The organism is Chitinophaga hostae (assembly GCF_018224885.1).
Lineage (GTDB): Bacteria > Bacteroidota > Bacteroidia > Chitinophagales > Chitinophagaceae > Chitinophaga > Chitinophaga hostae.
This window is the reverse complement of record NZ_JAGTXB010000001.1, coordinates 372,502-386,471: the sequence shown is the minus strand read 5'-3', so window position 1 is coordinate 386,471 and position 13,970 is coordinate 372,502. Positions and strand designations below refer to the sequence as shown.

At 45.7% G+C, this 13,970-nt stretch carries 12 protein-coding genes; 4 read left to right on the top strand and 8 right to left on the bottom strand.

What is annotated here, in order from left to right:
• Positions 1 to 18: 18 nt before the first annotated feature.
• Positions 19 to 330 carry a helix-turn-helix domain-containing protein gene (locus KE626_RS01645; RefSeq protein ID WP_211971147.1) on the bottom strand — a complete coding sequence of 104 codons (312 nt, stop codon included), beginning with the start codon at positions 328 to 330 and terminating at the stop codon, positions 19 to 21.
• A gap of 25 nt (positions 331 to 355) precedes the next feature.
• Here KE626_RS01645 and KE626_RS01640 point away from each other — a divergent pair, with 25 nt between their 5' ends.
• From KE626_RS01640 to KE626_RS01630, 3 genes are all read left to right on the top strand, one after another.
• On the top strand, positions 356 to 616 hold the full coding sequence (locus KE626_RS01640; RefSeq protein WP_211971146.1) for a hypothetical protein: 261 nt from the start codon (positions 356 to 358) through the stop codon (positions 614 to 616).
• Positions 617 to 921: 305 nt separating this feature from the next.
• A complete protein-coding gene (locus KE626_RS01635) occupies positions 922 to 1,827 on the top strand; it encodes an NUDIX domain-containing protein (protein WP_211971145.1) in 906 nt (301 codons plus the stop codon).
• A 17-nt stretch (positions 1,828 to 1,844) separates the two neighbouring features.
• The gene (locus tag KE626_RS01630; protein WP_211971144.1) at positions 1,845 to 3,260 is read left to right on the top strand and encodes a nicotinate phosphoribosyltransferase; all 1,416 of its coding nucleotides are present in this window, start codon (positions 1,845 to 1,847) and stop codon (positions 3,258 to 3,260) included.
• Positions 3,261 to 3,396: 136 nt separating this feature from the next.
• On the opposite strand, the gene KE626_RS01625 is transcribed toward KE626_RS01630, so the two are convergent.
• A complete protein-coding gene (locus KE626_RS01625) occupies positions 3,397 to 3,942 on the bottom strand; it encodes a hypothetical protein (protein WP_211971143.1) in 546 nt (181 codons plus the stop codon).
• Positions 3,943 to 4,135: 193 nt separating this feature from the next.
• Between KE626_RS01625 and KE626_RS01620 the strand changes: the two genes are divergently transcribed.
• On the top strand, positions 4,136 to 5,722 hold the full coding sequence (locus KE626_RS01620) for a class I SAM-dependent methyltransferase (RefSeq protein WP_211971142.1): 1,587 nt from the start codon (positions 4,136 to 4,138) through the stop codon (positions 5,720 to 5,722).
• A gap of 161 nt (positions 5,723 to 5,883) precedes the next feature.
• Here the strand turns inward: KE626_RS01620 and KE626_RS01615 are convergent, their stop codons facing one another.
• The 6 genes from KE626_RS01615 to KE626_RS01590 form a co-directional block, all read right to left on the bottom strand.
• Complete coding sequence (locus KE626_RS01615; RefSeq protein ID WP_211971141.1) at positions 5,884 to 6,756, bottom strand: SMP-30/gluconolactonase/LRE family protein; 873 nt, start codon at positions 6,754 to 6,756, stop codon at positions 5,884 to 5,886.
• Between the two features lie 159 nt (positions 6,757 to 6,915).
• The gene (locus KE626_RS01610) at positions 6,916 to 10,098 is read right to left on the bottom strand and encodes an efflux RND transporter permease subunit (RefSeq protein WP_211971140.1); all 3,183 of its coding nucleotides are present in this window, start codon (positions 10,096 to 10,098) and stop codon (positions 6,916 to 6,918) included.
• Positions 10,099 to 10,137: 39 nt separating this feature from the next.
• Positions 10,138 to 11,208 carry an efflux RND transporter periplasmic adaptor subunit gene (locus tag KE626_RS01605; RefSeq protein ID WP_211971139.1) on the bottom strand — a complete coding sequence of 357 codons (1,071 nt, stop codon included), beginning with the start codon at positions 11,206 to 11,208 and terminating at the stop codon, positions 10,138 to 10,140.
• Between the two features lie 44 nt (positions 11,209 to 11,252).
• Positions 11,253 to 12,608, bottom strand: coding sequence for a TolC family protein (locus KE626_RS01600; protein ID WP_211971138.1), 1,356 nt, complete (start codon positions 12,606 to 12,608; stop codon positions 11,253 to 11,255).
• Between the two features lie 25 nt (positions 12,609 to 12,633).
• Positions 12,634 to 13,248, bottom strand: a complete 615-nt coding sequence (locus tag KE626_RS01595; protein ID WP_211971137.1) for a TetR/AcrR family transcriptional regulator — start codon at positions 13,246 to 13,248, stop codon at positions 12,634 to 12,636.
• A 12-nt stretch (positions 13,249 to 13,260) separates the two neighbouring features.
• Entirely contained in the window at positions 13,261 to 13,866 is a 606-nt protein-coding gene (locus tag KE626_RS01590; protein WP_211971136.1) for a TetR/AcrR family transcriptional regulator, read from the bottom strand.
• Positions 13,867 to 13,970 lie beyond the last annotated feature (104 nt).

Below are 13,970 nucleotides of genomic sequence, written 5' to 3'. Positions count from 1 at the left end.
TAGGAGATCCCGCCGACTTTAGAGATCAAAGAAAACGCCTGGATGCACATCCAATATCTTTGCAATAGCCTTTAATGTAGAGTACGTCGGATTAACCTGCCCATCCAACAACCTCCAAACCTGTGCGTAGCCAATTTCCGCTCTGTCAGCAAAGTCTCTATCAGTAAGCCCCTTCGCTTCCTTTAATTCGCGGATTTTAGCCCCTAACTTTATTAAAGTATTTTCATCCCGATTACTTGCCATTGGATGAAATTCAATCAAAACAATAAAAAATTTGACATCATTTATGATGTCAAATAAAAATGATTCCATATCTTTGTAGCCAACCATCTTTGTTAAGCCTTAATTCTACATCATGCAAGCAATTCAAAAAAGACAAACAAATTCCTTGCGCAGCCTGTTTGAAGGCTTCGCCAACAGTGGGATAAAATTCCGTGAAAAAGTATGTGAAGAATGTGGTTGGAGCGAATCGACATTTTATAGAAAAATGAGACAAGAAAAAATTAACGATCCTGCTAATCCGGGTCACATGATCAATTCTCTCAGCAGGGCTGAAAGAGAAAAGATCAAAGACCTGGCCTGGGAGGTACAACAGGATTTAAAAGATCTGCTTTAAAATTACTAAGGGCTGGCTGCATAAAATGAGCAAATGAGCACCGCATCTTAAATTCTACCTTAGTTCATCTTTAGCCGGCCCTTTCCATTTCCCCCTACCAAAGCATCCTCGCTATAACCCACCACCGGTATACAACTTTCGGCTTTACTCCCTACATTTATCCCATCTCAGCCGCTTTCATATCGCGCTGAGTCTAATTTTCCGGTACTTTCTTTTTTAATTTGTGTATTTTTTACAAGAAATATTTTGCGGTTAAAAAATGGCGGCATATATTTGTGTAACAATTACACAAAATAGCTCGGATTATGCAAAACACAAAGCCCACAGGAGTTATTATAGCCCGCTTCCAAACGCCTTCCTTACATGAAGGCCACCTGGAACTGATCCGGCAGGTGAAACAGAAACACAACCGGGTGCTGATCATACTGGGCGTAAGCCCGGTACGCGGCAGCCGCAAAAACCCGCTCGACTATTACACCCGCGAGCGGATGATAAAGCAACAGTTCCCGGAAATCATTGTATTGCCGCTCAGCGATCAGAAAAGCGACGCCGTATGGTCACAAAAGATGGATGAACTGCTGTACAACAACTTTCCCCATGAAACCTTCCTGCTGTACGGCAGCCGCGATAGCTTTATGGGCGTTTACACCGGCCGGTATAAAACCGAAGCATTGCCACCGGTAAAGGACTATAACGCTACCGCTATGCGGGAAGCCTTATCAGACAAGGTATTTGATACAGAGGAATTCAGAGCCGGCATTATATATAATACCTACAACCTGTTCCCATCCGTATACGCTACCGTAGACATAGCGCTGTTCAGAAATAATAAACAAGAGCTGCTGTTAGGTCGCAAGCCGAATGAAAACGCATGGAGATTGCCTGGCGGATTTTCCGACCCAACAGACGATAACTTCGAGATGGCCGCTGCCAGAGAGTTACAGGAAGAATGTGGCCCGCTGGAAATAGGACCACTGGAGTACGTTGCCTCCATGCGGGTAGACGATTGGCGCTACCGCTCCGAAGTCAATAAAATTATCACCACCCTGTTCAGCATAGACCTGGTAGACGGCGAACCCGCAGCAGGCGATGATCTGGCAGAAGTGAAATGGGTAACGGTAAAGGATATACCGGGTATGATTACCCGGGAAGAAATTGTAGACACACATCTCCCTTTACTCGCCAAACTCATGAAAAAATATTCCAAATAAGATTAAAATATTGAGATATGACAAAGGAAAACCTCATCCTCCTGGCCGATGCTTACAAATACTCCCACCACAAACTTTATATTCCCGGCACCCAATACATCTACTCTTACCTCGAAAGCAGGGGCGGCAAATTTGACGAAACCGTTTTTTACGGGTTGCAATATTTCCTGAAAGAATATCTATCCGGAGTAGTATTCACCAAAGAAAAACTGGATGAAGCGGAAACCATGCTCGCTGAAGTATTTGGCCGCAAAGATGTATTTGACCGCAGTCGCTTTGAATACATCATCGAAAAACACGGCGGTAAATTACCTATCCGCATTAAAGCAGTGGCAGAAGGCACGGTAGTGCCTGTACGAAATGTGCTGATGACCATCGAAAACACCGACCCCGAATGCTTCTGGCTCACCAACTTCCTGGAAACGCTGCTTATGCAGGTGTGGTACCCTTGTACCGTAGCCTCCGTATCCCGGGAAATAAAAAAGGTGGTAAAAAAATATTATGAAGATACCGCCAGCGCAGCAGCTTTTGCCGGAATCGATTTTGTACTCAATGACTTTGGCTTCCGCGGCGCCAGCTCAGTAGAAAGTGCAGGTATTGGTGGCAGTGCCCACCTGGTCAGCTTCGCCGGCAGCGACACCATTCCCGGCTCCCTGTTTGCCAAAAGATATTATGACGCACCCACGGCACCGGGTTTATCGATCCCTGCTACCGAGCACTCCGTAGTCACCCTGCTGGGCGAGGCGGGAGAACTGGAAATTTTCAAACACATTCTCAATACTTACCCCACCGGCACCATTGCCTGTGTGTCCGACTCCTACAATATTTTCCGGGCCTGTGAAGAATACTGGGGCACTGCGCTGAAAGAACAGATACTTAAGAGAGATGGCACCCTCGTAATTCGCCCCGACAGCGGCGATCCGGTACAAACCCTCCTGAAAATCTTCAGCATCCTCATGGATAAATTCGGGTATACCACCAATGAAAAAGGTTTTAAGGTATTGCCTCCGCAGGTACGCGTTATCCAGGGCGATGGCATCAGCTACTCTTCTATACCCGGCATATTCGAAGCCTTAAAACAAGCCGGCATCAGCGCCGAAAACCTGGTGCTGGGTATGGGCGGCGCCCTCCTGCAACGCGTAAACCGCGATACACAGGAATTTGCACTGAAATGCGCCTTTGCCGTAGTAAACGGAGAAGCCATCAACGTACAAAAAATGCCGGTAGAACTGGATGCCACCGGCCAGCTACGGACTTCTTTCAAAAAATCAAAAGCCGGTAAACTCAGGCTCATAAAAGACAATAACACTTTTAAAACAGTGGGAGCCGGCGAAGCGACCGACACTGCAGACCTGCTGCATACCGTATTCGAAAACGGCGAAGTAACCCTCAGCTACACATTTGACGAGGTACGCAAAACCGCCGCGCTGTAAACTATTCCTATTTCTTCCAACAACGTTACCTCCATCTCAGGCCGTTTCACAAGCAGTGAAACGGCTTTCTTATACATCCTAAAACGGGAAAGGCGCCCCGCTAACGGAACGCCCTTCAAATTTATAACAAGCGATATTAGTCTCTGTCGTGTCCATGGCCATGGCCCTTATCTCCTTTATCCTTATAGCCCTTGTTCTTATACTTGCCATTACCGTTGTTGTCATCACCATAGTATTTCTTCTGATTACCCCTTCCATTCATAGGATGACCTTTTACCACATAATATCTTTCATCCCTGCTATCCCGGATTATCCGCTGCTGACCATACCTGCCCTTGTATTTGGCATACTTAACACGGTATACGTCCGGATGCAAATAAGGCCTTGGCTCATTAATAACCACCTTGTAACTCCTGTACGGATCGTAGTGATATCTCGCCGGTAAAGCAGGAGCAAATATCCAGCGTCCTGCATCCAGGTAAATGTATTGGTGCTCGGGCACATAATAGTAGGCATCTGCATCCGGCAAATAATAGTACTCTGCATAATCATAACCTACCGGTCCCCATACCGGTTGACTACCGATATTTACATTCACATTCACTCTCACCTGCGCGCTTGTCACATTTCCGTAAAGGAAGCCGCTAATAACTAAGCCGGTGATCAACAATATCTTTTTCATATGATTTTGTTTTTAATAACAGTGAAACAAAGGTTCGCGTACACTGCCGTTCACCCATATAAAAACAACAATCATGCTAACTCCGTATATCCCCGCCCAACAGGGCTTTTCCTCCCGGGAGGACAGCCGGCCATCTTATTTTTTTAACATATTTAGTGCTATGATAATTCATTGCATTCCTTAACTTCACCCTATGTACTTACTTATACCCGGTCGCCACCATCTTTTAACAGATTTCCAGTTCAAATACCTGAACCGCCTTATCAAATGCAAACTGGAAGGCGAAAAAGATGTATACGGCCACCCGTTACCCACACAGGAAATAGCCGGCGTTATTTTCGCCGTTACTTCGGCCAACCACCTGGGCACCAAGCGAAACCCGGTACCTTTCTATCTCCGGGCCATGATCATCCAGGAATTTTCCAACTCACTGGATGTACCTGCATTTGTGTATGGCATCGACGACGTAGGCGTTATCAATGATTTCACAGAATATACCATCAAAACCATCCGTCACTCCAGCGAAGGCGTACATGCGCTCAGCCCGGAAAACACCCTCGTTATCTGCTCTACGGCCGTAAAAGAAATGTACCTCCGGCACGGCTTTAAAGTACTACCCGCCGAATGGGATCCCATCAGCAAACAGTTTACGCAACCCATGCCATGGGATATTGTAAAACTGATTGCCCAAACCGACCAATGGCGTAAAAACAAAACCATCCTCGATCAGATGCACCCGGCCTCTTTCAAGATCTGGTCGCTGTATGGAGTGGGAGAGAAGGTACAGCATATCCTGAAAGACCCTATTATCGGGGCTGATGGTGATCTTACCGCTACGCGCGACTACAATGTGTATGTGAAACAAATGGATGATATCGCGGCCGACAAATACCGGGAAACCGCCCCCTACATCCAGCCCGGCAATATTGGCGACATCGGTTGCGCCGTTGGTTCCTGGATAAAAATGGCCTGTGAAGATGACCGCCTCCATGAGTGCGATTTCTACGGCATTGAAGTATCCAGGCATTTATACGATATTTGCCTGCAACGGAAACATAATGGCGAATTCGCCAACCCCTCCGTTTTTTTCTCACAAAAAAATGCCGTCACCAGCCTCGTATTTGAAGCCGGCAGCATGAATACCATTCATACTTCCTCGCTTACCCATGAAATAGAATCATATGGCAGCAGGAAAGATTTAATAGCGTTTATTCATAACCGTTATAACGAACTTGTTCCCGGCGGCGTGTGGATTAACCGTGATGTAGTAGGACCTGAAAATAAAGAGGAAATAATTTTACTCTGGCTCAACGATACCGACGGCGAAAACAATTTACCCATGCCGGAAAATGCCGGCACTCACGACCTTGCCACCTGGCTGGGCAAACTCTCCACCATGGCGCTGTTTAAACAATTCGCTAAAGACTTTCGCCACCAGGAAGGATTTCAACTGCCTCATGAATGGCTAACCATTGCGGGAAAAACCTATGCAAAATTGTCAATGCAAAACGCCTGCGAGTTCCTTTTCAAAAAAGATTATCACGATAACTGGCTCAGCGAAATGCATGAAACTTTTTGTTTCTGGAATTATAACGATTGGAAATCCGCACTGGAAGAAGCGGGGCTAAGATTAGATAATCTTTCCAACACCTGGCGCAACGAGTGGATTGTGAAAAACAGGCTGGAAGGAAAAGTACAGCTGTTGCGCGCAGGCGATGATCATACGCCTGTTCCCATCCCGTTTCCGGTATCGCATATGTTATTAATGGCAAGGAAATAATCCGGGGAAACATCAAAACAAAAAACAGGTTGGAAGGAAAGGTACAGCTGATGCGCCCGTGCAATAATGATGTACCCTTACCTATCCCACCCCGTTTTGATTGGCCGGTAACAATAATGCAGCAACCCGCTGCCGGCCGCAGCGCATTGCTACGTCCTGTCTTACAATCCTAATTTCTTCAGTGGTATAATAGCCAGTCTGTTATCCAGCAGTTGGGGAACCAGTAAACTATGCTTCCTTGTATCCAATGCTATATCTGCAGGAGCACGCTCCGTTGTTATTGTTTTGTATTGCTTTTTATCAAGGTCATAAACAAATAAATTCCCTGTTGCCGGATCCTTGATCTTTATCCAGTCAGACACCAATAAACGGTGGTCGTCTAATAAAACGATACCATCCAAAACCCCGGCAGGAGAACCTTCCAGCGGCTCAAAAGCGGCATTGTCGTCATGCAGCTTTTTGGCAAATAGTTTACCGGTACCGTCTAAATCAGGCCCCATAGAGCAAACATATACCTCGTCGTTATGCGCGTTGTATACTATCCCATTAGGCACTTTCATCTCTCCCTTTAATACTGACCATTTCCCGGTATGTACATTTACCATCAGCGCATGATCTTTAAAGGAATCCGTTACTACCAGCGAGCTATCATCTACCCGGCTCAAGTCGTTCAGCAGCACCGCTTTCCCCTCCAGGTTCAGATCAAATACTTTTTTGCGCGTAGTGATATTATACCCTTTCAGGTGGTCAATATCTGCTACGTATAAAATATTGCCGATGATATCCAGCCCCTTCGGCGCATTCAGTGTATCATCAAAATACCTGAGCGCTTCCAGTTTACCGCCATTGATATAAGAGATGGCGCCATCACCATCTTTGGCGACGGCATCGAGCTGAACGCCGATATCTGATACAAAATAGCCGCCTTTGTAAGCAACGGCACTCTCCGGCAAAGCGAGACCAGTAATGGTTTGCTGGGCCTGTGTAACAAATGGCGTAAATAACAAGGATAAAATGGGGATATACTTTTTCATAAGATGATATTATATCCGCAAAAGTAATACGCCGCAACACAGGATGGAATGTGAAAACGAAAGAATCACTTGTTAATTTCAAAGAAATAAGAAAGCCGGGATAGGATTATCCCGGCTATTACCTAAACCTACAACTGTTACACTGTTAGTAACATATCTTTAATTCGTATGAATTTCGTTTAACGGGACTTCCTCGTAAGAAGCCACCATACGCTGCCTGATATAGCGTTTGGTCGATAATTTACCGATCCCCAACTTCGCCATCACCTTATCCACCACCATGTATACCACCGGTACCACAATAAGTGTCAGGAACATGGAGCTGATCAAACCACCGATGATCGCCCAGGCCAAACCATTTTTGATGGCGCCTACACCACCCGTTGCCAACGCAATAGGCAACATACCAATCACCATGGCGATGGTCGTCATCAGGATCGGACGCAAACGCGCATTGTTGGCATGTATCAATGCATGATACGTGCTCTGGCCCTGCTCTTTCATCTGGTTGGTAAAGTCCACCAGGATGATCGCATTCTTCGCTACCAGGCCAATCAGCATAATGATACCCAATATCGTAAAGATGTTCAGCGTATTGTTGGTGAGTGCCAGTGCCAGCAGGGCGCCGATAATCGCCAACGGAATAGAGAACAGTACCACAAACGGATATATATAATTATCGTACAACGCCACCATGATCAGGTACACCAGCACAATGGAAATCAGCAACGCCGCTCCCAGTGTACCAAAGGAATCACCCTGGTTTTCGGCATCTCCGCCAAACACGTAACTGATGCCCGTCGGTTTACCCATTTTTGCCAGCTTGTCGGTAAACTCCTGTGTTACTGTACCGGAAGGACGGCCCATTACCTGCGCCTGTACAGATACGGATGTATTTTTATCCCTTCTTTCCAGGTGACTTGGACCGGACCCTTCTGTTATCGCAGCAAACTGCGACAGTTTAATCAGCTGGCCTTTGTCGTTGATGAATTGTATATTGGATACATCTTCCAGGTTCTTCCGGTTGAAATCATCAAAACGGATATTGATATCATATTCATAATCTCCCTGGCGGAATTTAACTTTAGAGTCGTCGGCAGTACCGCTGAATGCAGTTTGCATGGTTCCACCCACTGCATCGAGCGTAAGCCCCAGTGCCGCCATCTTATCACGATCTACCTGTACGTTGATTTCCGGGTTTCCGTCTTCCACCGACAGTTTTACTTCCGTAGCACCGCTGATGGTTTTAAGGGTATCCATAGCTCTCTTGGCGTAGTTCATTACGCTGTCCAACTCCGTACCCATAACAATCAGTTCTACCGGCGCTCTTTCAGCAGTACCCATAATACTTACCGCCGTTGTTTTCACTTTAACACCCGGTAAAATGTTTTTCAGTTCCTTTTTGATCTTCGCTGCATAAATATCTGAAGCGTCCGCCCGTTTCTCAGGATCCACCAGCATTACCGTGATCTCTGATTTATAAGCGGTAGACTGGGAGTTACCAAATCCATCTTCACTGGTTTGGCCTACCGTCGTGATCAGGCGGGTGATCTCCGGTTTTTTATTCAAATATTTTTCAGCCGTTCTGGTAGCCAGGTTTGTTTGTTCTACAGACGCATCTTTCGGCATTTCCAGCATCACGATAAACTGTCCGCGGTCGCCTTTGGGAATAAACTCGCCTCCAATATAACCTTTACCCAACAGCATGAAGGAGGCAAATAATAAACCTACCGCTGCGATCAGCGTAATAGCTTTATGCGCCAACGCCCATTTGAGGAGCCCTGTCATCCAGTTGGTGAACTTTGTGAGCTGCGCCTCAAACCAGAGGATAAATTTCCCGAACACATTCTTACCAGTGATATGTTCCAGTTTACCAAAACGGGACGATAGCAGTGGTACTATCATGAAGGACGACAACAAGCTCAACATGGTTGATATCATTACCACCACACAGAATTCACGCAGGATCTTCGATACCAGCTCGTTCGTTAAAGAGATCGGCAGGAACACCACCACAATTACCAGTGTAATGGAAGTAACAGTGAACCCGATTTCTTTTACGCCATCAAATGCAGCACGCACACGGTTTTTACCCATCTCCATATGGCGATAGATATTCTCCAGTACCACGATGGCATCATCCACCAGGATACCCACCACCAGTGATAAACCTAACAATGACATGAGGTTGAGAGAGAATCCCATCAGTTTCATACCAATGAAAGTAGCGATCAGGGAAGCCGGAATGGAGATCATTACGAACAAAGCGCTTCGAACGCTGTGCAGGAACAACAACATCACCACTGCCACCAGCACTACTGCAAGGATAAGGTCATGTATTACGGAATCAGCAGATTCCAGCGTAAAGTCGGACGAGTCATTTGCCACTAATATCTTGAGGTCGTTAACCGCGTAATCTTTTTCTATTTTGGCAATAGATTTTTTCATTTCCTCACTCACGGTTACGGCGTTCGCATCTGTTTGTTTCTGCACCTGCAAAGCAATGGCGCTTACTCCGTCCACACGGGCAATACGGTCCGCATCTTTCTGAGCATCCTGTACATCGGCTACGTCTGTAAGACGCACCTGTGTACCATCTTCCGTTGTTTTCAGTACCAGGTTACGGAGCTGATCAACATTCTTATACTTACCTGCCAAACGGATCAGGATCTGTTCGTTGGCCGTTTTCACTTTACCGGTAGGGAAATCCAGGTTGGCATTGGTGATCAGCTGGCGCAGCTGCAGAATAGATAAATTAAATGCCTGCAGTTTCTTTGGGTCTACGTTTACCTGTATTTCACGTTCCTGGCCACCAATCAGTGACACCTGGGCAACGCCCGGCAAACGGGATAATAAAGGCTGCAGTTTCTTATCTACCAGGTCATAAAACTGTTTGTCGTCCATTTTGGCGGTGGCCGACAGTGTCATGATCGGTAAGTCATCCAGCGAAAATTTATTAAGGGATGGCGGCTTTGCATCAGTCGGCAGGTCTGCCAGAATGGCATTTACCTTACGCTGTGCATCCTGCAGGGCAATATCCACATCGGCGTCGTTATTCAGCTCAACGGTAATAACAGACAGGCTTTCGGATGATTTGGAAGTGATCTTTTTGATCTTTTCCATAGAGGCCACCGCGTCTTCAATCTTCTTGGTAATACTGCTTTCCACCTCGTTAGGAGAGGCTCCCGGGTAAATGGTAGCAATAGTTACGATGGGGGAGCTGAACTTTGGCAACAGCTCATAGTTCAGCGATTTATAACTCATCACGCCCAACAGGGTGAGGATGGTAAACACCACCACCACGATCGTAGGTCGCTTAATCGATACTTCAGTAATCTTCATGTTGCAAAAATTTGTTCAGACACCAGATACATTTCCCGCTTACTTGGCGGCATTTTGAACCGTTACAGCGGCACCTTCTGTCAGGTTAATCTGGCCACTGGTGATAACGGTATCTCCTTCGTTCAGCCCTTCCCGTACTTCTACCTGGTCGCCCGCGATGCGGCCGGCTACCACTTTACGTTTCTTTGCTACGTTGCCTTCCATAACATATATTTCGTTGCTGTTTACACCCCCAATGAAAGCGGTGCGGGCAATGAAAATAGTTTTATCTGCTTTTGGATCTGTAAAGTGTGCAGTTCCGTACATGCCTGCTTTCAGGTCTTTTCCGGCTACATTGTTTACCTCCATTTCTACCGGGTAGTTGAGCGAGTTATCGCCTTTTGCCGCGATAAAAGTGATCGTCCCTTCATAATTTGTTTCCGGGAAAACGTTGCTGGTTACCGCTACCTTCTGACCCGTTTTCAGTGTTACCACCTGTCCTTCCGGAACAGATACCGCCAGTTTCAGCCTGGATACATCCACGATGTCAAACATTTTATTACCTACAGAGAGGTAGGCGCCCTGTTCAATGTATTTTTTATTGATGATACCGGAGATAGGCGCTTTCACATAAGTGTCACTTACACGGCGGCTGGCAGCCTCATAGCGTGTTTTCGCAACATCGTACTGCAGGCGGGCATCGTCCATTTGTTTCTGGGTAACGCCACCTGTCTGGAAAGCGCTTTCATATCTTTCCTTATCTACTTTCAGCTGGTTGAGGTTCGCCTTTGCAGATTCGAGGTCGGTGTTTACAATTTGGGCATCTATATAAGCGATAGGCTGTCCTTGTCTTACTACACTACCTTCATCTACCAGTAACCTGGTAATGCGGCCGGCAGTTTCCGCCAGGTAAGATAATTCACGCACAGGCGCAAAGTTTCCGTTTGCCAGGAAGCCCTGTGAGAAATCGTTGCGGGTTACTTTCTGTACCAGCACCGGGATATCGCCGATATTGCTTTGTTTTACGAATTCAGTTTTGGCCTCATTTGCCTTTTTATTTGCGTTGAGTTTCCACATGATCAGTACCACTGCACCTATTGTCACCACGCCCCAGATTATAAACTTTTTCATCTGCAAAATAGTTTGATTGTCTATCGTTATTTTCGTTTATACGTTTAGTTTAGAAGGTCCTTCAGACTTCCTTTGCTTTTTATAATTTCCAGCTCTGCCAGCTTATATTGCAGCAGTGCCTCGTTATAGCTGTTTTGTGCATCCGCCAGGGAGGTTTCTGCATTGAGCAGATCCGTTAAACCTGCCAGGCCGAGTTTGTAGTTATTCTGTGTAGAATAATATACTTCGTTGGCCAGGTCCATGTTCTCCTTTTGAGTGCTGATGGTAGACAGATTGCTGCGCACCATCAGTTTCGCATTTTCATAATCTACGTTGAGCGTTTGCTCTGTGTCTTCCATTTGTTTGCTCAGCTGGCGCAGGGTAACATTCTGTTGATTTACCTTGGAACGGCGGCCAAAACCATCGAAGATGGGCACTTTCAGTGTTATACCTACAGCGGCTGCACCGAACCAGCTGGTAGCGTTAGAAGGGTCTTTTGAGAAAGCGAACTGCTGACTCATCCCGTTGTAGGAATATCTTCCGAACAACGACAGTGATGGATAATATTCTGCGAGGTAGGCCTTTTTCTGGAACAGCTGCAGTTCCTGTTGTTTCTTCAGCAATTTATATTCTGTTCTGTTGGCGATGTTCATATCATCATACTGTAATACGCCTGCAGCTTTGTTTTCAATCTCTTTCAAAGAGGCAGGAGGGAGCAGGAACGCAGACTGCAATGGCATGCCCATTACCTTTTTCAGGTTATTGGTTTGCGTAGCATACTGGTTCATCAGCTGTGTGCGTTGGGTGAGATAGTTGGTAAGATTTACCCGGATACGGTCGAGGTCAATCTTTTTGGCAAGACCATTATCAAACTGTGATTTGGTAGCGCTCACCAGTTGGGTGAGTTTTTCAATATTACTGTTGATGGTAATAATTTTTTCCTGTGTAACCAGCAATTGATAATAGAGCTGAGATACGTTGTAGATCACATTTTCGACAGATTGCTCTGTTTGTATTTTATAATACTCTTCGCCGGATTTCGCCGCTTTCAGGCCGGTAAATACCGCCTGGTTAAAGATTTGCTGACTGAGTTCCGCGCCTACGGTAGCATTGTATTTTACACCAAAGGCCACGAGAATGGAGCTATCCGGTTTACCGAATACGGCACCCGGAATGAGTGATTTTTGCAGCATCAGGTTATCAGTATAAGATGCGTTACCATTCAGCTGTGGCAAAGCCTGGGAGCGGACTTCCTGGGTTTTGTATTTACCCATTTCCTCGTCCATCTTTGTCCGGGCCAGTTGTTTGTTGTTGTTCAATGCAAACTTCAGCGCTTCCTGTAAGGTCAGCTGCGTTTGGGCATAGCCGTTGTATACCCCTATCCCCAGCAGGAGGATAAGCGTTAACTTTAATCGCTTCATAAATTAAATCAGTTAGCGTAGTAGTTTATTCGTCTTCTTTTATTTGCAGGTACTGGTTAGCCAGTTTATGACCTTTAATGGTGGCAATTCCCAGTATAAAGTGGGCGGTTACCTGTTCCATTACTTCAGGCATCTCAAATTGATTTGCCGGGTACTGCATCTGGTCAAATGGTGCTTCCAGCTGCAGCTGGCGCATACGTGCTACGATATCGATGTGGAGGTTCTGACGATATAGGCCTTCCGTCATGCCCCTCTTTAAATTTTTCTTGATGTTACACAGCACCCCGTCTTCCTTAAAACTCTCAATGCTTTTCCAGGTATCCGGATGATACTTCTGGATTTCATACAACATCACCGGGTTCAGTGTTTTTGCCAGGTTGGTAACATATTTCATGTTACGCACCATTTCTTCAATAGCATTGTCTGTGGTTTGCAGACATTCTGTGAAATAGTTAATATGATTAGTTAACAACTGCTGCATCCCTTCGTCTATCAACGCCTGTTTGTCTACAAAATGCTCGTATACTGTTTTCTTTGAGATCCCGCAATCACGTGCTATGTCGAACATAGTTACTCCCTTCACACCGTAGGTTCTGAACATTTTCAGGGCCGTTTCCAGTATCCGTTCTCTCACCAGCATGGTTTCCGTTTGTTAAGCCTTTATTCCTTTAATGAAGATCTCCAGCAGTTGTTTTTGTTTGTCTATTACGTCATCCATCATTGCTTCGTCCATGTCCGTGTCTTCGCGGATATGATCCGGAACTGAAAAGCGCAGGCCCATGGTGGACAGTACTAACAGTTCTGCGGTATGTGCGGGATCTTTCACGATGAATTCTCCCAGGGCAATACCTGCTTCAATGATGCGTGTATGAATGGCTATATCCCTTTCTCTTGCTTTCTTTTTCTCTTCGAGAAATACCGCGGAGTTGTCCTGTAATATTTTGAATATTTCCAGCCGGCAAAATTTGCTGATAAATTCTCTTCTGAGCTCTATAATATTATACAATGCTTGGGCAGCTGATTCCGGTTGCAGGGCTTCTTTTTCCATTTGCTGGAAATAGATCTCCGCAATTTTTTGCAGCACCGCCATGTGCATGGCTTTCTTATCCGGGAAGTAGTAATACAAGGATGCTTTCGAGCAGTGAAGATCATCTGCTATTTCGTTCATCGTTGTTTTAGAAGCGCCATAATGAGTAAAACGCTTCAGAGCTGCTTCCAGGATTTTATCCCTCATTTCGTCTTTTGCTTCTGTGTGCATTAACTTTCTGACTTTTTTAGTTTCAAGGTCAAAATTAGGTACTTTTTTCGAAATAGTAACAATAGTTGACCTTTTAACAAGTATTTAACTTTTCGAAGGCAAAA